This window comes from Streptomyces sp. NPDC056373, assembly GCF_042262425.1.
Lineage (GTDB): Bacteria > Actinomycetota > Actinomycetes > Streptomycetales > Streptomycetaceae > Streptomyces.
Genome location: NZ_JBHJPX010000002.1, coordinates 528032 through 550301, shown reverse-complemented (window position 1 = coordinate 550301; position 22270 = coordinate 528032). Strand labels below are relative to the sequence as shown.

Genomic DNA, 22270 nt, shown 5'->3' with positions numbered 1-22270 from the left:
CGTCGTGGCTGGGGGCGGACGGCCTACGAGGCTTTAGGCAGCCACCATGGGGCGAGCCTCGAAGAACAGGGGGCCGATCGGGCTATTGCGGGCAGGTCCCAAAGACTGCCCGATCCGCAGGCAGCGTAAGGCCCCCTGTTCACTCGCCCCATGGCAGCTCCAGCCCAAAGCCTCTACGGCCGGCCGCGTGCCAAAAGTGCAGTTCAGGGGGCCTGAGGCCTAGGCCGCCAGCTCCACCAGGCCCGCCTCCTGGTCGAGCAGGACTACGCCGCTGAGCCGCTCCATGTCACGCCTGAGCGGCTGCTTCTTCTCGCCGACCCAGTGAAAGCAGGACTCTGCCAGCAGCTCGAACCGGCTCCGTTTGCAGCCCTGCCCACGCGGAGGAAGAACGGTGAAGGAATGCAGCACGACACGAAGGAGCATGCGAGCCTTTTCCCGATCAGCAGAAAGCCACGAAGCGTGCAACTTTTCTGGATCCTTCAGGGTCGACAGATCAATAGATTCCTTGATCTCCGACAGTTCCTCATCAGCGGAAGCCATTTGCCCCTCAATTGCTTCCCGAAGCTTCAGATAGCGATGCTCACCATTGGCATCCTTGAACCGCCCCTGAACGTAGTAAGCATCGTCCAGCTTCTCCAGGCGTGCTTGGGCATCACTGACAATGGCGATCAGTTCAAGTCGCCGCGCTTCAGATTCGGGATTGTCGTACGCAAGCCAGCGCGTAGCCAATTCCTTGAAGACTGCGTGATCGTACGAGAATGACCGAACGCGAGCCATGAATGCCGCCGAGATGGCCCAGTCCAGATCCTTCACCAGGACAGTCATTCCCTGGCAGGCGGACTTTCCAAGGTTGACCCGTCGATAGCATCGGTACTGCTGCCCACTCTTGGTCATAGGCCCATTGCATCGCCCGCACTTCCCGAAACTGGAAAGCAAAGACTGCGCGGCAGGCTTTCCACGCCGTCCGCCCGCGAAGGACTCCGACGTGCGCGACCGCAGCCCAGCGAGAATCTGGGCGCGCTCAGCCACCGTGATGACGCCGTCGCCGACCCGGATCGGTTTGCCGTCCTCCCCAAGCAGCGGTTCGTCAGTCGCGCGCCACCGCTCCCGCCCCCTCTTGTCCACGTACCGCTCATGCGTGGGCATGAGGCCCGCCCAGGCTGGAGAGTGCGCCAACTGGTGAACGGTCGACGACCGCCACAGGCCACCCCGCCGAGTCCTCAGACCCTCAGAGTTCAACTCCTCGGCGATGCTTTCACCGGATCGATTCTTGAGAAGAGCGTCAGCAATTCGGCGCGCAGTCGAATGCTCTTTGCGGAAACGGCGAGTCCGCTTTTTCCGCACGCACAACCCATATGGAGCCTGCCCGCCCGGCCAGTCACCACTCTGCTTCTTCTCTGCTTTCGTGCTGCGAGTTCGAGTCGACGTATTGAATGACTCGGACCGAGCCTGCTCTGCCATCCAGGCAAAGAGTCCCCGATGCTGCTGGATACTGCTATCCAGTCCATCTATGTGCGCGATAAGTCGGGCACCCTTTGCTTCGAACTTATCCAGCACCATGCCCACTTGACCCATGCCCTGTCGGCTCAAGCGGTCAAGCTTCCAGACGAAGAGATTTCGAACTTGGTCAGCCACTACGGCCGCAATGGCCTTGTCGAACTCTTCTCGCACGACACCGGCCTTATAAGCCGAGAGCTCTTCTGTCCAGACCCTACGAACCGTGAGCCCCTCGCGCGCCGCACGCTCCCGAAGGTCTCGTTCATGCTTGTTCAGCGTCGCTTTGTCGTCCTGCCAATTACTACGACGCAAGTACAGGTCGACGAGCTTCGCGGGGTCTGTGTTCGCACCCATAACGAGAACCACCCTCAGTCAAGGTGAAGGTGGGTGTCCAATAAATAAAGACCAGGTCAGGGCCCACCTACACCAGTCGGTTTGTTCTCGATCAGCTCCGGGTGGATCAGATCGTCCCGCTTCAGCAGGAGCCGGACTCCCCGGCGCTCGAACCGGTCGTCCACGACTTCCTGCACCGGTGACGGCAGCCGCGGACGCAGCGCGGCGAGTCCGGGCGGGTCGGGGCTGGTCACTGAGCCATTGTCACCCGCACGTGGGGGAGGAGGGAGCTCGGGGCCGGTGCCCCTCGGTGCGACCGGGCGCCCGGTCCGCATCCCGGACTCGGGCGCATTCGAACGCCGTGACGGGCCCCTGTTCCCAGTAATGCGAAGATCCATTCCCGCTCTTTCGGGTAATAGCACCACCCGCGTCGGGTGCGGAAGGCTTGCGCGTGCACATCGATGCCCGAGGGATGGGGGCGTCGGTCACAACCGGGAGGGCAGTTCTCTATGTCGGTAGGCGAAGAGGTCCGCACGGAGCAGACGAAGCCGCAGCAGAGTCTCGGCACGGCGGCCGCGCGGAACCTGGCCACCACGACCAAGTCCGTGCCGCAGATGCAGGAGATCAGCTCGCGCTGGCTGCTGCGAATGCTTCCCTGGGTCGACATCCAGGGCGGCACGTACCGGGTGAACCGTCGGCTCACGTTCGCCGTGGGCGACGGCCGGGTGACGTTCGTGAAGACCGGCGACCGGGTCGAGGTCATCCCCGCGGAGCTGGGGGAGCTCCCGGCGCTGCGGTCGTACGAGGACGAGGAGGTGCTCTTCGAGATCGCCCGCCGCTGCGAACAGCGGGAGATCCCGGCGGGCGAGGTGATCGCCTCCTTCGGGAGCCCGTCCGACGAGGTGTACCTGCTGGCCCACGGCAGGGTGGAGAAGGTCGGCACCGGCCCCTACGGGGACGACGAGTCCCTCGGAATCCTCGCCGACGGCGCCTACTTCGGCGAGGAGGCGCTACTCGACGCGGACGCGATCTGGGAGTTCACGGCCCGCGCCCTCACCGCGTGCACCGTGCTCGTGCTGCCCCGCCAGGAGTTCGAGCAGATCGCGGAGCGCTCGGACACCCTGCGCGAACACCTCCAGCAACGCCGCTCGATCCCCTCGCAGCGCTCCAACAAGTACGGCGAGAAGGAGATCGACCTCTCCTCCGGTCACTCGGGGGAGCCGGACATCCCGCACACGTTCGTCGACTACGAGGCCCGGCCCCGTGAGTACGAACTCAGCGTCGCCCAGACCGTGCTGCGCATCCACACGCGCGTGGCCGACCTCTACAACCAGCCGATGAACCAGACCGAGCAGCAGATCCGGCTGACGGTCGAGGCGCTGAAGGAGCGCCAGGAGCACGAGCTCATCAACAACCGCGACTTCGGGCTCCTGCACAACTGCGAGTACGACCAGCGGATCCAGCCGCACGACGGCGTGCCCAGCCCGGACGACCTCGACGAGCTGCTCAGCAGGCGCCGCGGCACCAAGATGCTCCTCGCCCACCCGCGTGCCATCTCCGCGATCGGCCGCGAGCTCAACAAGCGCGGGCTGGTGCCCGAGACCATCGACATGGCCGGCAACCGCATCCCGACCTGGCGCGGTGTGCCGATCTTCCCGTGCAACAAGATCCCGGTCTCGGACGCCCGTACGACGTCCATCATCGCCCTGCGTACCGGCGAGGCCGACCAGGGCGTCATCGGGCTGCGCGCCTCCGGCATCCCGGACGAGATCGAGCCGAGCCTGTCCGTGCGCTTCATGGGCATCAACGAACAGGCCATCATCAAGTACCTGGTCACGGCCTACCACTCGGCCGCGGTCCTGGTACCGGACGCGCTCGGTGTCCTGGAGAACGTCGAGATCGGCCGCTGGCGGTGACACTGCCGGCAGGCATGCCGTGTCCCCGCCCGTCAGGGCGGGTACATCCTCGGGGCACGCGCCCAGTGACAGCGGAAGCGCCACCATCCGCTCATCCTCCGAGGCGGTCCCATGGGTGAGTCCCTCACGGAGTCCAGGACGGAGACGACGCTGCCCGCCCCGGGCAGGCAGCGGTACGGCGCGCCCCGGCAGGCCGCCGGGACACCGGAAGGACGAGGGACCATCGGGACACAGCGGGACGGCCGGCCGGCGCCGGCCGAGGGGCACGAGGCGGCCATGCTGCTGGAGCGGGCCCGGGCGGAGGTCGATCCGGTGCTGCGGGCCGCGCTCGGCTCGCTGCCCGGGCCGATGCGCCGGATCGCGCTCTACCACTTCGGCTGGGAACAGGCCGACGGCACTGCGGCGGAAGGGAGCTCCGGCAAGGCCGTCCGGCCCGCGTTGGTCCTCGCCGCCGCGGCCGCCGGCGGGTCCGAGGCGCGGGCGGGGGCGACTCGGGCAGCGGCCGCGGTGGAGCTCGTCCACACCTCCACGCTGCTGCACGAGGACGCGCTGGACCGGGCCACCACCCGCCGCCATCGCCCCACCGCGTGGACCGTGTTCGGCGATGCGGACGCCGTCCTCGCCGGGGACGCCCTCCAGGCACTGGCCCTGCGGCTGCTCGCCCAGGACCCGCACCCGGCGGCACCGGCCGCCGCCGCCCGGCTCGCGGACTGCGTGGTCGAACTGTGCGCGGGGCAGCACGCGTACACGGCGATGCAACGCCGCGCCCCTGCCGAGGTCACGCTCGACGAGGTGCTCGTCATGGCGGAGGCCAGGACGGGCGCGCTGCTCGGAGGTGCCTGCGCGATCGGCGGGTTGTACGCGGGTGCCTCCCAGGCGGAAGTCGCGGCGCTGGACGCGTTCGGGCGGGAGGCCGGGCTCGCCTTCCAGCTCATCGACGACGTCATCGGCATATGGGGCGACCCGCACTGCGCCGACGAGCCCGCGGGTGCCGATCCGGCCGCCCGCGAGAAGTCGTTGCCGGTGGTCGCCGCCTTCGCCTCCGGGCACCCGGCGGCGACCGAACTCGCCGAGTTGTGCGCGCGACCCGGCGGGACGGGGGATCCGGAGCACATCGCGCTGGCAGTGGAGCGCGCGGGCGGCCGCGACTGGGCTCAGGGCCAGGCGGCCGACCGGATGGCCCGGGCGATGCAGCAACTGGCCCGTGCGGTGCCGGACCCGGAGGCGGCGGGCGGTCTGCTGGACCTCGCCGAACTGGTGACCCGGCGGGCTGGTTGACGGCCCGTGGCAGGCGGTGGCCCACTGTGGGGGGCGGCCTGCAGCCTGCGGCAGGCGGTGGCCCTCAGTGGGCGGCGGCCGGGTGGGAGGTGGCCTTGACGGGTGGCGGCCTCGATTGGTGGCGGCCCGTGATGAGAGACGGCCTCGGTGGACGGCCTCGACGGACGATGCCCGCGGCGAGAAGGGGCCTGCAGCGGTCGAAGGGCAATTTCCGGTCGGCCCAGGCCGACGAGCGGCAGCACCAGCGACGCCCCTCGGGCCACCGACGGGTAAGACCCCGGGGAGCCCGGGGCCGTGCGGCTCCTGACCCCGCACGGCCACCGGCCTCCGGTAGGCGGGTCCCGCACTGCCCCACGGTGTGCGGGGCCCGCTCCTAGTTCCCGGAACGGCTCCAAAGAAAGCCCACCGGGCCCACGGTCCGTAACGGCTCACCGAGCGCCCCTTGGGCTCCCGTCCCCATCGGCTCCCCGAGCGCCCCTTGCGCTCCCGTCCGGAACGGATCCCCCAGCGCCTTCTGGACCGGCCTCCGGACCGGCTCCCGTGCTGCTGCCATATCGATGCGTTTGGGTAAACGTTCGACTGAATCCCGCCAAGATCCTGCTCGCATCGCCCCACGCGGGCCAACCCCCCTACGATCAACGCCCGTCGGACGAGCGAAGGGGCGGGGCATGGGCGTGGCCATCCGGACGGCGGGCGCAGGGGACAGGGAGCTGATCGTCCGCCTGCTGGACGAGGCGTTCCAGGACGACCCCGTGAGCGGCTGGGTCTTCCCCGGAACGGAGGAGCGCCGTGCCAAGCATCCCGGGCTCATGGCCGCCTTCACCGACATCGTGCTCGCGGCCGGTCGCATAGATGTCACCGAGGACGGCTCGGCCTGCGCCCTGTGGCTCTCCGTGCCCGCGGACGGGGGCCACGACGACCCCACCGGCCACGGCGGCGCCACCGGCCACGAGGACCCCACCGGTCACGGCGGCGCCACCGAGGACGAAGGTCCGGCCCAGGTGCGGGAGGCCGTCGATCCCGACAACGAGCGCATCGAGATGATCGGCCGGCTGACAGCGGCCATCCATCCCACCGGGCGGGCACACGCGTACCTGTGGATGATCGGAGTGGCACCCGGCCGCCAGGGCGAGGGACTCGGCACCGCGCTCATCCAGACCGTCCTCGACCGCTGCGACCGTGAGGCACTGCCCGCCTACCTGGAGGCCAGCAGCGCCCGCAGCCGCAAGCTGTACGAGCGCCTGGGCTTCGAGCCCGTCGGCCCGGTCCTCGACCTCCCGGACGGCCCGGCGATGTGGCCCATGTGGCGCGAGCCCGGACCGAACCGGCAGCCCGCCTAGGCCGGAAGGAACGTCAGGCCCGCGCTCCGCTCCCGCACGGGCATGCCGATGTTTCGGCTCCGGGTTCGTGATCTCGGAATTCACCCTGGAGTCGGTGCGCACGTACGGCAGGAAGCGCCGCGCCCCCGACCGGCCTACGCTGAGGACATGGGCAGCGAAGAACAGGTCTGTCCCAGCTGCGGACAGCCGGTGGACACGGTCGTCCGGCGGCACAAGACGCTGGGCACCTGGGTCCCCCGATGGGTGGCGGGCCCGTGCCACAACCCGGAGTGCGCCTCCTACGACACGGAAGCCGCCGAGAGCGGCCCCGAAGTCAAGGGCACTCGCCCCGGAGAGGGGCCCGCGGCCCCCGAGGAGACCGTTCCGCCCACGCCGACGCCCGGGAGCGAAGCCGCCTCCCGCCCCGTCGGCACGGCCCCGTACCCGCGTGAAGCGGCCCCCGGCCGGTCCGGCGCGACTCCGGACGGGACCGGAACGGCCCCCGGGACATCCGGCGCGAAGAATTCCTGAGCCCGTGTCGAAAAGCGCTGCCCGGCTCCGACGTCCCCTGTGAAGAGCCGCCCGACGAGGCGGTGAGAGCCGAAGGAGCGGTCTCATGAAGTACCTGGTCATGGTGCAGGGCACGCAGGCGGACTACGAGGCCATGCGGGGCAAGGCGTCGGCGGGCTCCCCGGCCTGGAGCGAGGAGGACGTGCAGACCATGTTCGCCTACATGGGCGCCATCAACGACGACCTTTCCGTAAGCGGCGAGCTCGTCGACGGGCAGGGCCTGGCCGAGCCGGCACAGACCCGGCACGTCACCCTCGGCGACGACGGCAAGGCAGTGATCAGCGACGGGCCGTACGGCGAGACCCAGGAGCTGCCGGCCGGTTACTGGGTCCTGGAGTGCGAGAGCCTGGAGCGGGTCACGCAGATCGCCGACCGCGTCTCCCGCTGCCCCCAGCCGCCCGGTGCCCCGGCCCACCCTGTCGTGATCCGGCCGATCATGGACGGCTCCGGGGACATCTGACGGACGGCCGGCACCGACGGACCCGCCCGTGCGGGAAGTGCCGCTCCGTGCGGCGTTCGTCCCGTCGCGCACGCCCCGCCCGCCGCGGCACTACCGTGTGCGGCATGGGTGTACCGGGGGAGCGGCGCCGCAGGATGTGGCGGCGGGTGATGGTCGGGTGGGCGCTGCTCGTGGCCGTCGCGGGCGGTCTGACGCTGTGGATGCAGGACTCGCCGGAGCCGCGGGGGCCGTACGTCTGGCAGCGGACGGATCCCGACGAGCCACCGGACCTGCCGCCATGCCCGACGACCGGGGAAGGCGGGACCGTCTCCTGCGCCTACGCCGACCTCCCCTGACCGCGCGACCGGCCCGTCACCGGGTCCCGGGTCGTCAGGCAATACGTGCCGCCCGCCGGGTCGCGCATCACCGTCCAGCCGGGGAAACCGGCCACGAAGGCGGCCCCGAGTCGCTCGTGGTGTGCCCGGGTCACCAGGACGTCCGCGCAGGCGAGGTCGAGATGGGCCGAGGCCGGCCCCTCGTCGCCGAGGCGTTGCAGGAGCAGACGGGCCGGCAGGCCCGGCGGCGGCTCGACCACGTGGAACTCCGGAAGGGCGCCCGGCAGCGACTGCCAGTCGTCGAGCAGCGCGCTCCAGAAGGCGACCTCGCCCTCGTAGGCCGCGAACGGGACGTCCACGCACACCTGGTCGAGCCGGCTGCCCCGCACCACACCCGGCCGTGACGACTGACCGCGCCAGGGGTCCGCGCAGAACAACTGCCCGCCGGGCGAACGCAGCACGACGAGCGACCCGAGGTCGGCCGTCACACCCGCGCCGAGCCGTACCGCCGCGGCGGCGAACTCCGCCACGTCGTCCACGCAGAAGTCGATGTGCGCACCGCCCGAACCCGGGCCGACCGCCTGCACCTTCACGCACGCGTCGGCGCCTTCGGGGAGCAGGGTGACGAACTCGTTGTGCTCGCCGCGCAGTTCGGACAGGCGGGTGTCCGTGACCGCTGTCCAGAAGTCGCAGGCGGCGCCGAAGTCCGCACGTGGGCGGTCGACGAAGGCGTACGTCCATCTGATCCTCATGGGCGCGATCGTAGAGGGACGCTCCGCCGCCACCTGCGTGAACCTCGACCGGCCCCCGACGCACCGGTCCGGATCCTTCGGCCCGCGCTGTTTGCATTCAGCAATGGACCACATCACGTTCCTCGTGGCGGCCGTCATCATCACGGCACTCGCCTTCGACTTCACCAACGGTTTCCACGACACGGCGAACGCGATGGCCACGTCCATCGCCACGGGCGCGCTCGCACCCCGTACGGCGGTGCTGATCAGCGGTGTCCTCAATGTCGTGGGCGCCTTCCTGTCCACCGAGGTCGCCAGGACCGTCTCGGACGGCATCGTGGACGACACCCTCGTCTCCCCGGGCATGATCTTCGCGGGGCTGGTCGGCGCCATCCTGTGGAACCTGCTGACCTGGCTGATCGGTCTGCCTTCGAGCTCCTCGCACGCCTTGTTCGGAGGGCTGATCGGGGCCGTGTGGATCGGGGCGGGCAGCCACGGCGTCGACTTCGGCAAGGTCGTCGAGAAGGTACTGGTGCCGGCGCTGGCCTCGCCCGTCGTGGCCGGTGTCGCGGCGCTGCTCGCCACCCACCTCGCCTACCGGCTCACCGACCGGGCCGGCGGGGACTGCGTCATCCGGGGCTTCCGCATCGGCCAGATTGCCTCCGCCTCGCTGGTCTCCCTCGCGCACGGCACCAACGACGCGCAGAAGACCATGGGCGTCATCACCCTCACGCTGATCTCGGCCGGTGCCCTCGGCCACCATGCCGGGCCGCCCCTGTGGGTCGTCGCGTCCGCGGGCCTGGCCATCGGCCTCGGCACGTACCTCGGCGGCTGGCGGATCATCCGCACGCTGGGCAAGGGCCTCACCGAGATCCGGTCGCCGCAGGGCTTCGCCGCGGAGACCGCCTCCGCGGCCGTCATCCTGACCTCCACGCACCTCGGCTTCGCGCTGTCGACCACCCAGGTGGCCTCGGGCAGCATCCTGGGTGCGGGTCTCGGCCGCAGGCTCGCGGAGGTCCGCTGGAGCGTCGCGGGCCGTATGGCGGTCGCCTGGGCGGTCACCCTGCCCGCCGCGGCCCTGGTCGGCGCACTGGCCGCCGCGCTCGTGCACCACGGCGGTGACCTCGGAACGGCCGCCGTCGCCGTGGGCGGCGCGGCCCTCGCCGTCGGCATCGTCCTCGTCTCGCGCCGCAACCCGGTACACGCGCGCAACATCAACGACGGCCGCGAAACCGCCATCCGCACCGAGGCGTCGGCCGAGGCCGGTGCGGCTGCCTGAGCGCCGGGGACCCGCGCATGGGAGATCCCGGTCCGGCCCACCGGAGGTGCGGAAAGAGCGAAGGCCCCGTACCCGGCGCCGGGTACGGGGCCCACCGTCCCCTCTCACCCGACCGGCGACAACGCTGATCGGGCGATACGGAGAGGATCAAGCCTTCTTGGTCTCCCAGAAGATCTTGTCGATCTGGGCGATGTAGTCCAGCGCCTTCTGGCCGGTGGCCGGGTCGGTCGAGCCCTTGGCGGCCGAGAGGGCCTTCAGGGTGTCGTTGACCAGCTGGTGCAGCTCCGGGTACTTCTCGAAGTGCGGGGGCTTGAAGTAGTCGCTCCAGAGCACCGAGACGTGGTGCTTCGCGAGCTCGGCGCGCTGCTCCTTGATGACGGTGGCGCGCGCCTGGAAGTGCGGGTCGTCGTTGGCGGCCATCTTCTCCTGCACGGCCTTCACCGACTCCGCCTCGATGCGGGCCTGGGCGGGGTCGTACACACCGCAGGGAAGGTCGCAGTGGGCACTGACCTTGACCTTGGGGGCAAACAGGCGGGAAAGCATGGAGCATTCCTTCCTCGTGATCGTCTTCTCACAGGGGACATTACTCCGTGAGGGACGGCTTTTCGCGGGTGCCCCCATGGGCTTAGGACAAAAGTCCGGGGCGAGACTGAGACTGGTGGAGCAAGAACCGGGGAGGTACCGGGTGATGCCGGAGCTGTCGCAGGAGTTCGAGCGGGGGAGGGCGGCCCCGCCCTTCGGTGTGGCCGAGGTCACCGGGCCGTCCATGGTGCCCACGCTGTACCACGGTGACCGGCTCCTGGTGCACTACGGGGCCCGGGTCAGGCCGGGCGACGTCGTCGTGCTGCGGCACCCCTTCCAGCAAGACCTGCTGGTCGTCAAGCGAGTCGCCCAGCGCCGTGACAGCGGCTGGTGGGTGCTGGGGGACAACGCCTACGCCGGCGGCGACAGTACCGACTACGGCGTCGTGCCCGACGACCTGGTGCTGGGGCGGGTGCGGTTCCGCTACCGGCCCCGCAGGCCGGACCGGCGGTCGCCCTGGGCGCTGCTCGGCTGGGCGCTGTCGGCGGCCAGGCCCGTGCTCTCGGGCAGGTCGGGCCGGGTGGCCTCCAGGCGTTTGCGGGCGCGGTAGGCCGCGACGTTGGCGCGGGTCGCGCAGCGGTCGGAGCAGTAGCGCCGGGAGCGGTTGGTGGAGGTGTCGAGATAGGCGTTGCGGCAGGGTGCGGCCTCGCACAGGCCGAGGCGGTCGGCGCCGTGCTCGGTCAGGTGGAAGGCCAGGCCCATCGCCGCGATCGCCGCGTAGCCCGCCGTCGCGTTCGACGGGTGATCCGCCAGGTGCATGTGCCACAGGGGGCGGCCGTCGTCGTCACGGAAGTCGTGCCCGGAGATCTGCGGGCTCACCGGGAACTCCAGCAGCAGTGAGTTCAGCAGGTCGACGGCGAGCCTCTCGTCACCGGTGTCGGCCGCCTCGAAGACGGCACGCAGCCGGGCCCGGACCGAGCGGAAGCGGGTCACGTCCGCGTCGGTGGCGCGGCGGGCCGCCGACTGGCTGGGCCCGAACAGATCGCGGACGGCCTCCACCGACGTCAGGGCGTCCTTGCCCCGGGCCGGTTCCTCGGTGTTGACGAGGCGCACGGCGTAGTCCGAGTAATAGGCCAGTTCCACTTGTAGTCCTCACGGAGGGGCTTGCGGTCGAGAGCGTGCACTCGTAAGAGCTGATGGCGCTTCCAGGGTATTACGAGGGAGGGGCTCGACGACGGACGCCGACGCCACCACGGCCACCGCCGACCGGCAGACCTCGGGACTCCAACGAGCACGATCCGGAACCGCTCCCCGCGATCGGGCAGGTACCACTGCTGCTGCCGGTCCCGGCTCTCCCGCCCTCTTCATGAACGCGGACCACATGATCGACGAGACGACGTCCCGGAGCAACGCGGCGGAGCGCGCGCAGCGGCACGCCCGTATGGATCAGGCCAAACGGGACGGGCCCTCGGCCAGTGGCGTGCGCGCGTGCCGCGCGACAAGGGGCTCGGCGAGGCCAGGCCGGTGTGGGGCTCGCCCCCGGACACCCCGCCGTCGGCCCTCAGGCAGCACAGACGAAGGGGGCGGCACGGAAAGCCCGTACCGCCCCCTCACCGCGCCTGCCGTCAGAGCACCTTGGACAGGAACGACTTCGTCCGCTCGTGCTGCGGGTTGGTCAGCACCTCGCGCGGGTGACCGGATTCGACCACCACACCGCCGTCCATGAAGACCAGGCTGTCGCCCACCTCGCGGGCGAAGCCCATCTCGTGGGTGACGACGACCATCGTCATGCCGGACTCGGCCAGGTCGCGCATGACGTCCAGGACGTCACCGACGAGCTCCGGGTCGAGCGCCGAGGTCGGCTCGTCGAACAGCATCAGCTTCGGGTCCATGGCGAGGGCCCGGGCGATGGCGACGCGCTGCTGCTGACCGCCGGAGAGCTGGGAGGGGTAGTTGCCCGCCTTGTCGGCGAGGCCCACCCGGTCCAGGAGCTCCTGGGCGCGCTCGCGGGCCTTGCCCTTGCCCACGCCCTTGACCTGGACCGGTGCCTCCATGACGTTCTCGACGGCCGTCATGTGCGGGAACAGGTTGAAGCGCTGGAAGACCATGCCGATGTCCCGGCGCTTGACCGCGACCTCGCTGTCCTTCAGCTCGTAGAGCTTGTCGCCCTTCTGCCGGTAGCCGACCAGCTCGCCGTCGACGTACAGACGGCCGGCGTTGATCTTCTCCAGGTGGTTGATGCACCTCAGGAAGGTCGACTTGCCGGAGCCGGAGGGGCCGATGAGGCAGAACACCTCGCCGGACTTCACCTCCAGGTCGATCCCCTTGAGGACTTCTACGGGGCCGAAGGACTTGTGGACGCCCTCGGCCTTGACCATGGCGGTCATGCGGTGCCTCCCGTCGACGCCGAGCGGTTGGACAGGGACAGCACGTTCGCCTTGATCTTCTGGAACGGGGTGGCCGGCAGGGAACGGCTCGAACCACGCGCGTAGTACCGCTCCAGGTAGTACTGGCCGATGCTGAAGACCGAGGTCAGCAGCAGGTACCAGGCCGCCGCCAGGAACAGCATCTCGGCGGGGGCGCCGGAGGTCTGGCCGATGTCCTGGGCCGCGCGCAGCAGCTCGGGATACTGGACGACCGAGACCAGCGAGGTCGTCTTCAGCATGTTGATGACCTCGTTGCCCGTCGGCGGCACGATCACGCGCATCGCCTGCGGGATGACGATCCGGCGCAGCGTCCGGGCGTGGCTCATGCCCAGGGCGTGCGACGCCTCGGTCTGGCCCTCGTCGACCGAGAGCAGACCGGCGCGGCAGATCTCCGCCATGTAGGCGGCCTCGTTCAGGCCGAGGCCCAGCAGCGCCGTCAGGAACGGGGTCATGAAGTCCGACCACTCGTCCTTGTAGAACGGCCCGAGGTTGATGTACTCGAAGACCAGGCCCAGGTTGAACCAGACGATCAGCTGGACCAGGACCGGGGTTCCGCGGAAGAACCAGATGTAGAACCACGCGATCGACGAGGTCACCGGGTTCTTCGACAGGCGCATCACGGCGAGCAGGACGCCCCCGATGACGCCGATCGCCATGGACAGGATCGTCAGCAGGAGGGTCTTGCCGACGCCGTCCAGGATGCGGTCGTCGAAGAAGTAGTCCGGGATCGCGCCCCAGTTGATCTTGCCCTGGGAGAACGCGTACACGATGCCGCCCAGCAGGGCGAGCGCGACGACGGCGGAGACGTACCGCCCGTAGTGCCGGACCGGAATGGCCTTGATGGCCTCCGGTCCGGCCGGGGGTGTGTCGGCCGGCGTCTTGTCGATGTCAACAGTCACGGGTGTTGCCTTTCAGTGCCGCTAGGGCGCGGTCACTTGCCGCCGTTGATGGTGGCTTCCTGCACGGAGCCGTCCGTGACGCCCCACTTCTTCATGATCTTCTCGTACTCGCCGCTCTTGATGACGGCATCCAGCGCGGCCTTGAGGGCGTCACGCAGCTGCGCCTGGTTCTTGGCGACCGCGATGCCGTACGGGGCGGCCTCGACCTGCTCGCCGACGATCTGGAAGTCCTTGCCGCCACCGGAGGTCTTCACCGCGTACGCGGCGACCGGGAAGTCGGACGAGCCGGCGTCGGCGCCGCCCGCGCGCAGCCGGGTCTGGGCCTGCTGGTCGTTGTCGAAGGGCTCGATGGCGATCTTCTTGCCCGCCGGGCACTTCTTCGACTCCGCCTTGGCGAGGTCCTCGGAGACCGTGCCGCGCTGCAGCACGATCTTCTTGCCGCACAGGTCGGACCAGGTCTTGATGCCCTGGTCGTCACCCTTCTTGGTGTAGATCGAGACACCGGCGGTGAAGTAGTCGACGAAGTCGACGCCCTCGCCGACCTTCTTGCCGGTGTCGGAGTCGATGCCCTCCTGGCGGTCCTTGGTGTCGGTCATCGCGGACATGGCGATGTCGTACCGCTTGGAGCGCAGACCCGTGATCAGCGTGTCGAACGTGCCGTTCTCGAACTGGAAGTCGACCCCGAGCTGCTTGCCCATGGCAGCGGCGAGGTCCGGGTCGATGCCGACCACCTTGCCCGAGTCGTCCTTGAACTCGACGGGGGCGTAGGCGATGTCGGAGCCGACCTTGATGACGCCCTTGTCGCGGATGGCCTGCGGCAGCTTGTCCGCGAGCGGGGCGGAGGCCGCGGTGTCGCTGGAGCCGGTGTCCTTGGTCTGGTCACCGCACCCGGTGAGCATCAGCGCGCCTGCGACCGCGATCGCACCGACCGCTGCTAGCCGGGAGTGCGCGGCGGTCGTACGACGGGTGGAGCTTGCGGTCATGGTGGGTTCCTCCGGCGGATGGGTGGAGTTGCCGATGGGGCGGGCCGCCGCCGACGGGTTCGGCACGGCCGTGGCACGCCGAAGGTTTCGGCAGTGCCGCGGGTCGACGAGTGCACACCTCTTCGAGTGTCGCGACCTCGTGTGATTACGGCATCTTGCCATTCGGACTGCGCGATTCTGGGGGCCAGCCATGTCAAAATCGGATAACGGGCGACCCCCGAACCGCACCACTCCGGTACATCACGGCCGGACCTTCTGCAGGAATCATCCGTTCCGGCCGGAAGATCTTCGGTAAATCCCGAGATTTCGATACGGGGACCGGAGACTTCACGGATGGTTGAGTGGGTGTAGCTGGTTTGTCCAGGTCTTGTCCCGATTTTGGACGAAGAGTCAGGGCCCCGTCATGTGACCTTCGCGTTATGGACTCGTCCCCGAAGCCGTCCGTCCGGTAAGAAGGGTGTTTACACCCCTCATCCGGGGCTCAGGGCGCGTGTGCGGCGCGCCCGTCGCGTACGCGCCCGTACGGATACACGTACAAGCACGACATGGGTCTACGCGGTGCCCGCCCACCCCTCACCAGGAGTGGCCACCCTCAAAACAATGAAGATTTAAGGGGTAAAACGAAGTGGCAGCGGAGATCGTCAATCCTCGCAGCGAGAGCAAGACCGGCGATACGGAACACGAGGGCAGTGCGGAGCCCCTCGACTCCTTCGACCCGGCGTTCGCCCTGCACCGTGGCGGCAAGATGGCCGTGCAGGCCACCGTGCCGGTCCGTGACAAGGACGACCTGTCCCTGGCGTACACGCCCGGCGTCGCGAAGGTGTGCAGCGCCATCGCGGAGCAGCCGGAGCTCGTGCACGACTACACGTGGAAGTCGTCGGTCGTGGCCGTCGTGACGGACGGTACGGCCGTGCTGGGCCTCGGTGACATCGGGCCCGAGGCCTCCCTCCCGGTGATGGAGGGCAAGGCCATTCTGTTCAAGCAGTTCGGTGGCGTGGACGCGGTTCCGATCGCCCTGGCCTGCACGGACGTCGACGAGATCGTCGAGACCGTGGTGCGGCTCGCGCCGTCGTTCGGCGGGGTCAACCTCGAGGACATCTCGGCGCCCCGGTGCTTCGAGGTCGAGCGCAAGCTCCAGGAGCGGCTGGACATCCCGGTCTTCCACGACGACCAGCACGGTACGGCCGTGGTGACGCTGGCGGCCCTGCGGAACGCCGCGCGGCTGAGCGGGCGGGCCCTCGGCGAGCTGCGGGCCGTCATCTCCGGCGCCGGCGCGGCCGGTGTCGCCATCGCGAAGATGCTCGTCGAGGCCGGCATCGGGGACGTCGCGGTGGCCGACCGCAAGGGTGTCGTGTCGGCGGACCGGGACGACCTCACGCCGGTGAAGCAGGAGCTGGCCGGGTTCACGAACAAGGCCGGGATCACCGGGTCGCTGGAAGCGGCGCTGGAGGGGGCCGATGTGTTCATCGGCGTCTCCGGTGGCACGGTCGCGGAGTCCGCGGTGGCGACGATGGCCAAGGGCGCGTTCGTCTTCGCCATGGCCAACCCGAACCCCGAGGTGCACCCCGAGGTCGCGCACAAGTATGCGGCGGTCGTCGCGACCGGGCGGTCGGACTTCCCGAACCAGATCAACAACGTGCTGGCGTTCCCCGGGATCTTCGCGGGCGCGCTGCAGGTCCGGGCCTCCCGGATCACCGAGGGGATGAAGCTGGCCGCCGCGGAGGCGCTGGCCGCTGTGGTCGGGGACGATCTCGCCGCCGACTACGTCATTCCGTCGCCGTTCGACGAGCGGGTCGCGCCGGCGGTCACGGCCGCGGTGGCGGCGGCTGCCCGGGCCGAGGGTGTGGCCCGGCGCTGAAGCCGACCTGACGTTGGTGTGAGGTGGCCCCGCCCGGGGTCGGGCGGGGCCATTTTTTGCCTTCGTGTGGCGCTGTTCGGGTGGTGCGGGCCGTGTTGCCTGTGGCTGCTTCGGTGGGGGTGCGCGTCCCTCGCCTTACGCCGGGTGGTGGGTCGGGGCCGCGCCGGGGGGGGGTCCGTCCTCGGAACGGCGCGATGGGGTCTCACGCCGACTGACTGTTCGTTGACGCGCCAACCGCTGCGGGCGGACACCCCCCGGCACGGCCCCTTCTGGCCGTGGGCGGGTGCGGATGCGTCCCGACTCGCGTCGAATCCGCACAGCATCGCGGCCTGCCTGGCAAGAGGGCGTGTCTCACAGGGGTGGGTGGTTCCTTCGGGTCCTCGCGGAACCTATCGTCAAGGTCATGTTCGCTGTCTACGCCGCCCGAATCGACCGCGACCAGCCGCTGTCCGGCCTGGAGTTGGGGGAGCGTCCGGCTCCCGAGGCCCGTCCCGGCTGGAGCACCGTCACGGTCAAGGCCGCCTCCCTCAATCACCACGACCTGTGGTCCCTGCGGGGCGTGGGCCTCGCGGAGGACAAGCTGCCGATGATCCTCGGCTGTGACGCCGCGGGTGTCGACGAGGACGGCAACGAGGTCGTCCTGCACTCCGTGATCGGACAGAGCGGGCACGGGGTCGGTCCGAAGGAACCCCGCTCCATCCTCACCGAGCGTTATCAGGGCACCTTCGCCGAGCAGGTCTCCGTGCCGACCTGGAACCTCCTGCCCAAGCCCAAGGAGCTCTCCTTCGCGGAGGCCGCCTGTCTGCCGACGGCGTGGCTGACCGCGTACCGGATGCTGTTCACCAACGCGGGGGTACGGCCCGGGGACTCTGTGCTGGTGCAGGGTGCCGGTGGTGGTGTCGCCACGGCCGCCATCGTGCTGGGCAAGGCCGCCGGGCTCCGGGTCTTCGCAACGAGCCGGGACGAGGCCAAGCGCAAGCGGGCCGTGGAGCTCGGGGCCGTCGAGGCGCTGGAGTCGGGGGCGCGGCTGCCGCAGCGGGTGGACGCCGTCATCGAGACCGTCGGTGCCGCCACCTGGTCGCATTCGGTGAAGTCGCTGAAGCCCGGCGGCACGCTGGTCATCTCCGGCGCCACGAGTGGAGACCGGCCTTCGCACGCCGAGCTGACCCGGATCTTCTTCCTCGAACTCAAGGTCGTCGGATCCACGATGGGCACCAAGGACGAGCTGGAGGACCTGCTGGCCTTCTGCGCCGCCACCGGTGTCCGGCCGGTCATCGACGAGGTCATGCCGATGGACCGGGCGCGTGAGGGCTTCGAGCGGCTGGCCTCCGGTGAGCAGTTCGGAAAGATCGTGCTGAGCAATTCCTGAGTGCCCTTGGGTGCGTCGACGGTCGGTCCCGGGTGGGCCGGCCGTTTTCGTTTGTCAACCGTGGTTGACGAAAGCTCTTTGTCAACTTAGGTTGACTGCATGACCGAAGCGACCGATCTGGCCGAGCGTGCGGGTGACCGTGATCCACGGGTCGGTCTACGGGCCGTCGCCGCGCTGCGTCGGCTGCTGGAGCAGTTGGAAGCCGTACAGGTGCGCAATGCGCGCAATCAGGGCTGGTCGTGGCAGGAGATCGCCACCGAACTCGGTGTGAGCAGGCAGGCCGTGCACAAGAAGTACGGGAGGCATTGATGTTCGAGCGGTTCACCAAAGATGCCCGGGACGTGGTGAAGAGCGCCTACGCCTATGTGGACGGGAGTGATGGGGGTGGGGTGTGTGTGGAGCCGGAGCACCTGCTGCTGGCTCTGCTCGACCGGGAGGGCAGCCGTGGGTCCTTCGCGCTCGCCGCTCTCGGGCTCGGTGAGCGGCGGGAGTCCGTGCGCCGGGCGCTGCGTGAGGCGCGGCGGCGGGCCGGGCTGACACAGGCGGAAACCGATGCGCTCGCGGGGCTGGGGATCGACGTGGCGGAGATCGTCGCCCGGGTGGAGGAGACGCACGGGGTCGGTGCCCTCGCCGGTGACCGGACGGACAAGCGGTGGTGGTCGGGGCGCACTTCCTTCGGGCGGGGGGCCAAGGAGGTGCTGGAGCGCTCCTTGCGGGTCGCACTCGCCCAGCGTGACCGGCACATCGGGGACGAGCACATCCTGCTTGCCCTGACCGCCGGGCCCGGAGTGCCGGCCGAGGTCCTCGCCGACCACGGGGTGACGTACGCGTCCCTGGTACGGGTGCTGTACGGAAGTGGCGGCGAGGCCAAGGCCGGCTGACGGGCTGTGTCCCGGGCGCCTACTTCTGCTGCGTGCGCAGGAGGGCTCCTATGTGGGCCGCCGCCGTCGACAGATGGCGGCGGGCGTCCCGCAGTTGACCTGGGGTGACGCCGTGGTCGCGGGCCGCGTCACGGATGTCGTCCCGGAATCGGTCGAGCAGGCGGTCCAGGTCGCGGGCCGGGTCACCGGTGGAGTCCGCGGTGTCCTCGTGGGCCCAGGCCGGTTCATAGGCGGCCGGGAAGTCCTCCGGGGGATGGGCGTGGGTCGGCTCCGACGTGGGCCTGCCGGTGCCGGGCCAGTCGAAGCCCAGGTCCTTTCCGAAGTCCTTGCCGTAGTCCTTGCCGAACTCGCCCACCTCCTTGACCAGTTCGCTCAGGCCCTCGCGCAGACCCGTCGGCCAGTCGCCTCGGGCGAAGTGGTCCTGCACCTGCTCCTGGACCCGGCGGGTGATGCGCTGCACCTGCTCCTGGGCCTGGACCCGGGCCTGTTCCTGGGCCTCCTTCGCCTGACGGCGGGCGCGCTGGGCGTCCTCGCGGGCGCGGCGGCTCTCGTCCTTGGCGCGCCGGGCCTGCTCCTTCCACTCCTGCCGGGCGCGGCGCATCTCCTCCTTGGCGATGCGCCAGGCCTCCTTGTCGCCGTACTGCGAGGAGTCGCCGTAGGGGGTGCCCGTGGTGCCCTCGGCCGTGGTGCCGTTGCCCCGGCGGGCCTCCGTCGCCGCGGCGCGCATCTCGCGGCGCAGGTCTCCGGCGGCTCCGCGTACATCGGCCTGGATCTCCGCGGCCAGTTCGGCGACCGACTCCCGGATCTCCAGCTCCAGGTCGGCCAGCTCGCCGCTGCGGTCGGCCAGTTCGGCGCGGCCCGCGTCCGTGATCGAGTAGACCTTGCGGCCGCCCTCGGTGGTGTGGGTGACCAGGCCCTCGGCCTCCAGCTTGGCCAGGCGGGGGTAGACGGTGCCCGCCGATGGCGCGTACAACCCCTGGAAGCGCTCCTCGAGGAGGCGGATCACCTCATAGCCGTGACGGGGCGCCTCGTCCAGCAGCTTCAGCAGGTAGAGGCGGAGGCGGCCGTGGGCGAAGACGGGGGGCATGTCAGAGCACCTTCTTGTCGGTTGTGCCGTCGGCGGGGACGGTGGTGGGGTCATCGCCCGGGCCGGAGACGGAATTGTCTCCCGAGCCGGCCAGGGGGCCGCTCGCCGGGGCTGCCGCCGCGCCGCTGCTGCCGGGCCGGGTGCCCCATGGCTCGTCGTCGTGATCGTCCTCTCCGGCCGGGCGGCGGAGCAGGGCGATCGAGCCGGAGACGGTGGTGGCCCGCAGTCTGCCGGTGCCCGCGCCGAGCCGGCCCGTGATCTTGTGGGCTCCCCACTGGCCGTGCACCCGCAGGCCTTCGAAGGCGTTGGAGAGGGATCCGCTCGCCGTGTTCGCCTCGACCTCCGCGTCCGCCGGGTACGGGAGCCGGATGGCGATCTCACCCGAGACGCTGGTCAGCCGGACGTCCGTAGGGCCGTTCGGGTCGAGGTCGACGATCATCGAGCCGCTGACCGACTCCGCCCGCACGGAGGGGCCGGAGCCCTCCAGCACCGTGAGGTCGCCGGAGACCGAGTTGAACCGCAGGTCGCCGGTCACGCCCTGGGCCTCCAGGCTTCCGGAGACCGTCTCGGCGCGCACCGGGCCGGACAGGCCCACCAGTGTCGTGTCGCCGTTGACGCCCTTCACCACCGACGGGCCGTGGATCCCGGAGACCACGGCGGCCGCGCCCACCACGCCCACCTCCACGCGTGTGCCGGACGGGACGGCCAGGGAGACCACCGCGCTGCGGCGCCAGCCCTTGCGGTCCAGCCACTTCAGGAAGCCCTTCCAGGGCAGGTCCTCGTAAGCCACCGTGAGGACGCCGTCCTGCCGGGTCACCATCAGGGGTGGCCCCTCGATCTCGGAGATCTCCAGGCGGGCGGAACCTTCGTCCGTGCCCACCACGTTCACCGTGCCGTTGACGAGACGCACCCTCAGGTCGCTCACGGGCTCGTCGAACGTGAGCTTCCTCGGTTCTGTGACGGACCACTCGGACATGGTGGAGACCTCCCCGACTCGACGCGCCATATCGCGTCCTCTCGTATTCACGATATATCGCGGTCGCGGAAAGTCAAGACACCCGTTTCGGGGAGGGTGGGGCGGTCAGAACTGCTCAAAATGTGATGAATCGGCCTAGCGTGTGACCATGTCGACGGAAGCCGCCCGCACCGAACTCCCCATCGGGGCTCTCCTGCTCTGCAAGGCGGCACCCGCGTCCGTCGCGCCTGTCGCCCATCTGCTGCGGGCGCCGATGCGCCTCACGCGCGCGGGTGACGCATGGAGCGTCCTCGTCCCCGGCGGCGGGCCCTGGCGGGACGGCACCGAGCCCGTCGACCGCGTGGTCACCGGCTGGGCCACGGCCCTGGCCGTCGGCGCGCCCTGGCCCGTCCTCGCTCTGTGGTGGGACACCGACCACGCGGGATTCACCCTCGCGTCCGGCTTCCGCCGCCCGGTCGGCTTCGTGTGGCTCGCGAGCGGCGTGCCGGTGGGGGAGGAGGAGGCCCTGCACACCTTCGCCGCACGGATGGGTCTCGACCCCGTCCTGGACGTCCAGGCCCTCGACGAGCCGGCCGGACCCGATTCCGACGCCGACGCCGGTACCCGTCTGCGCGGGCTGCTCGCGGTCCTCGCGCGCGTGGGCGTCGTACTGCCCGCCGAACTCGCCCCCGGCGAACCCGCCGGCCGCCTGCTGGAGGCCGCCGCCCGCCTGCCGGACAGCCTGCCCGTCGATTGGCCCGGGTGGCGTGACGCGGTCGCGGAACGCGACACCGTCGACCACAGCCGCCTCGGCCCCTGGACGCCCTGGACCGGCGGCCCCCGGGCGCGCGCACTGGCTCTGGCGCAGGTGGCGGTGGGCGCACCGCTGCTGTCCTGGGGTATGCGCAGGCGCAGCGGAGGCTGGGGCTGGGTCACGGCCGGAGCCCTGCTCCTCGCGCACGGCGCCGCAGGCCTGGCCTACGCCTTCACACACCCGCGCGACTGACGCCCCGGGAGCGGCCGGGCCGAATCCTGCCCGTGCTCGTCGTTCGGATGGCCGCCGGATCCGGCTCGTGCTCGACGTTCGGGTGGCCGCCGGATCCGGCTCGTGCTCGACGTTCGGGTGGCCGCCGGATCCGGCTCGTGCTCGTCGTCCGGGTGGCCGCCGGATGCGGCTCGTCGTCCCGGCAACTGCCCGACCCGGCCCGCTGCGCACCGTCCCCGTAGCTCCCCGACCCGGCCCCCTGCGCACCGCCCCCGCAACTGCCCGACCCGGCCCCCTGCGCACCGTGTCGCCGTAGCTGCCGGAGCCGGTCCCTTCGGACCCTGTCCGCAGTGGCCGGAAGGGGTCCTACTCCTCGTCCTCGTCGTCCAGCCGCGCCAGCCACGTGGCCAGGCGTTCCACCGGAACCTCGAAGTCGGGATTGAGATCGACGAACGTCCGCAGCTGCTCGGCGAGCCACTCGAAGGTGACTTCCTCCTCGCCGCGCCGCTTCTCCAGTTCCTCGATGCCACGGTCCGTGAAGTACATGCCTCAAGGATAGGTGCGCGAAAACGGCCGGGCCGCACCCCCGCAGTGGGGATGCGGCCCGG

The 22270-nt window shown here is 70.2% G+C and carries 22 protein-coding genes and 3 pseudogenes; 14 read left to right on the top strand and 11 right to left on the bottom strand.

What is annotated here, in order from left to right; genetic code table 11:
• Nucleotides 1–219: 219 nt before the first annotated feature.
• Entirely contained in the window at nt 220–1851 is a 1632-nt protein-coding gene (locus ACFCXS_RS06435) for a recombinase family protein (protein WP_376641914.1), read from the bottom strand.
• Nucleotides 1852–1931: 80 nt separating this feature from the next.
• Nucleotides 1932–2084, bottom strand: a pseudogene (locus ACFCXS_RS06430) (1-aminocyclopropane-1-carboxylate deaminase); the annotation flags it as partial.
• A gap of 255 nt (nt 2085–2339) precedes the next feature.
• Here ACFCXS_RS06430 and ACFCXS_RS06425 point away from each other — a divergent pair.
• From ACFCXS_RS06425 to ACFCXS_RS06400, 6 genes are all read left to right on the top strand, one after another.
• Nucleotides 2340–3746, top strand: a complete 1407-nt coding sequence (locus tag ACFCXS_RS06425; protein ID WP_376641913.1) for a family 2B encapsulin nanocompartment shell protein — start codon at nt 2340–2342, stop codon at nt 3744–3746.
• Nucleotides 3747–3857: 111 nt separating this feature from the next.
• Nucleotides 3858–5024, top strand: a complete 1167-nt coding sequence (locus ACFCXS_RS06420) for a polyprenyl synthetase family protein (protein WP_376641912.1) — start codon at nt 3858–3860, stop codon at nt 5022–5024.
• Nucleotides 5025–5692: 668 nt separating this feature from the next.
• Nucleotides 5693–6364 carry a GNAT family N-acetyltransferase gene (locus ACFCXS_RS06415; RefSeq protein ID WP_376641911.1) on the top strand — a complete coding sequence of 224 codons (672 nt, stop codon included), beginning with the start codon at nt 5693–5695 and terminating at the stop codon, nt 6362–6364.
• A gap of 147 nt (nt 6365–6511) precedes the next feature.
• Nucleotides 6512–6874, top strand: a complete 363-nt coding sequence (locus ACFCXS_RS06410; RefSeq protein WP_376641910.1) for a hypothetical protein — start codon at nt 6512–6514, stop codon at nt 6872–6874.
• A gap of 85 nt (nt 6875–6959) precedes the next feature.
• Nucleotides 6960–7373, top strand: a complete 414-nt coding sequence (locus ACFCXS_RS06405) for a YciI family protein (RefSeq protein WP_376641909.1) — start codon at nt 6960–6962, stop codon at nt 7371–7373.
• Nucleotides 7374–7477: 104 nt separating this feature from the next.
• The gene (locus ACFCXS_RS06400) at nt 7478–7708 is read left to right on the top strand and encodes a hypothetical protein (protein ID WP_376641908.1); all 231 of its coding nucleotides are present in this window, start codon (nt 7478–7480) and stop codon (nt 7706–7708) included.
• Here ACFCXS_RS06400 and ACFCXS_RS06395 read toward each other — a convergent pair.
• Nucleotides 7690–8439, bottom strand: a complete 750-nt coding sequence (locus ACFCXS_RS06395; protein WP_376641907.1) for a VOC family protein — start codon at nt 8437–8439, stop codon at nt 7690–7692. The two genes, ACFCXS_RS06400 and ACFCXS_RS06395, sit on opposite strands and share 19 nt — an antisense overlap.
• Nucleotides 8440–8542: 103 nt before the next feature.
• On the opposite strand from ACFCXS_RS06395, the gene ACFCXS_RS06390 reads away from it, so the two are divergent.
• Nucleotides 8543–9697, top strand: a complete 1155-nt coding sequence (locus tag ACFCXS_RS06390; RefSeq protein ID WP_376641906.1) for an anion permease — start codon at nt 8543–8545, stop codon at nt 9695–9697.
• Between the two features lie 147 nt (nt 9698–9844).
• Here ACFCXS_RS06390 and sodN read toward each other — a convergent pair whose 3' ends face one another.
• Nucleotides 9845–10240, bottom strand: coding sequence for a superoxide dismutase, Ni (gene sodN / locus ACFCXS_RS06385; protein ID WP_031140564.1), 396 nt, complete (start codon nt 10238–10240; stop codon nt 9845–9847).
• Here sodN and sodX point away from each other — a divergent pair.
• Nucleotides 10152–10637: pseudogene (gene sodX / locus ACFCXS_RS06380) on the top strand (nickel-type superoxide dismutase maturation protease); the annotation flags it as partial. The gene sodN and the pseudogene sodX overlap by 89 nt on opposite strands.
• 65 nt (nt 10638–10702) lie before the next feature.
• On the opposite strand, the gene ACFCXS_RS06375 reads toward sodX, so the two are convergent.
• A complete protein-coding gene (locus ACFCXS_RS06375; protein ID WP_376641905.1) occupies nt 10703–11362 on the bottom strand; it encodes a CGNR zinc finger domain-containing protein in 660 nt (219 codons plus the stop codon).
• A gap of 217 nt (nt 11363–11579) precedes the next feature.
• Between ACFCXS_RS06375 and ACFCXS_RS06370 the strand changes: the two are divergent.
• Nucleotides 11580–11785 (top strand): annotated as a pseudogene (locus ACFCXS_RS06370) (SAM-dependent methyltransferase); the annotation flags it as partial.
• A gap of 59 nt (nt 11786–11844) precedes the next feature.
• On the opposite strand, the gene ACFCXS_RS06365 reads toward ACFCXS_RS06370, so the two are convergent.
• Genes ACFCXS_RS06365 through ACFCXS_RS06355 form a run of 3 tightly spaced genes read right to left on the bottom strand, consistent with a single transcriptional unit; the run spans nt 11845 to nt 14527 of the window.
• On the bottom strand, nt 11845–12606 hold the full coding sequence (locus tag ACFCXS_RS06365) for an amino acid ABC transporter ATP-binding protein (RefSeq protein WP_376641904.1): 762 nt from the start codon (nt 12604–12606) through the stop codon (nt 11845–11847).
• Complete coding sequence (locus ACFCXS_RS06360; protein ID WP_376641903.1) at nt 12603–13544, bottom strand: amino acid ABC transporter permease; 942 nt, start codon at nt 13542–13544, stop codon at nt 12603–12605. Before ACFCXS_RS06360 ends, ACFCXS_RS06365 begins: the two co-directional genes overlap by 4 nt.
• A gap of 32 nt (nt 13545–13576) precedes the next feature.
• Complete coding sequence (locus ACFCXS_RS06355) at nt 13577–14527, bottom strand: ABC transporter substrate-binding protein (RefSeq protein ID WP_376641902.1); 951 nt, start codon at nt 14525–14527, stop codon at nt 13577–13579.
• Between the two features lie 625 nt (nt 14528–15152).
• Here ACFCXS_RS06355 and ACFCXS_RS06350 point away from each other — a divergent pair.
• From ACFCXS_RS06350 to ACFCXS_RS06335, 4 genes are all read left to right on the top strand, one after another.
• A complete protein-coding gene (locus ACFCXS_RS06350) occupies nt 15153–16385 on the top strand; it encodes an NADP-dependent malic enzyme (protein ID WP_031103309.1) in 1233 nt (410 codons plus the stop codon).
• Nucleotides 16386–16788: 403 nt separating this feature from the next.
• Nucleotides 16789–17754, top strand: coding sequence for a zinc-binding dehydrogenase (locus tag ACFCXS_RS06345; protein WP_376641901.1), 966 nt, complete (start codon nt 16789–16791; stop codon nt 17752–17754).
• Between the two features lie 99 nt (nt 17755–17853).
• Entirely contained in the window at nt 17854–18063 is a 210-nt protein-coding gene (locus tag ACFCXS_RS06340; RefSeq protein ID WP_003992902.1) for an HTH domain-containing protein, read from the top strand.
• Nucleotides 18063–18635 (top strand): Clp protease N-terminal domain-containing protein, encoded by a 573-nt coding sequence (locus tag ACFCXS_RS06335; RefSeq protein ID WP_376641900.1) that lies wholly within the window; start codon nt 18063–18065, stop codon nt 18633–18635. The genes ACFCXS_RS06340 and ACFCXS_RS06335 overlap by 1 nt, the downstream gene beginning before the upstream one ends.
• A gap of 19 nt (nt 18636–18654) precedes the next feature.
• Here ACFCXS_RS06335 and ACFCXS_RS06330 read toward each other — a convergent pair whose 3' ends face one another.
• The gene (locus tag ACFCXS_RS06330; protein WP_376641899.1) at nt 18655–19722 is read right to left on the bottom strand and encodes a helix-turn-helix transcriptional regulator; all 1068 of its coding nucleotides are present in this window, start codon (nt 19720–19722) and stop codon (nt 18655–18657) included.
• Between the two features lies 1 nt (nt 19723).
• Entirely contained in the window at nt 19724–20698 is a 975-nt protein-coding gene (locus ACFCXS_RS06325; RefSeq protein ID WP_376641997.1) for a DUF4097 domain-containing protein, read from the bottom strand.
• 148 nt (nt 20699–20846) lie between these two features.
• Between ACFCXS_RS06325 and ACFCXS_RS06320 the strand changes: the two genes are divergently transcribed.
• The gene (locus tag ACFCXS_RS06320) at nt 20847–21683 is read left to right on the top strand and encodes a hypothetical protein (protein ID WP_376641898.1); all 837 of its coding nucleotides are present in this window, start codon (nt 20847–20849) and stop codon (nt 21681–21683) included.
• A 345-nt stretch (nt 21684–22028) separates the two neighbouring features.
• Here the strand turns inward: ACFCXS_RS06320 and ACFCXS_RS06315 are convergent, their stop codons facing one another.
• Nucleotides 22029–22208 carry a DUF6104 family protein gene (locus ACFCXS_RS06315; RefSeq protein WP_023586593.1) on the bottom strand — a complete coding sequence of 60 codons (180 nt, stop codon included), beginning with the start codon at nt 22206–22208 and terminating at the stop codon, nt 22029–22031.
• Between the last annotated feature and the right edge of the window lie 62 nt (nt 22209–22270).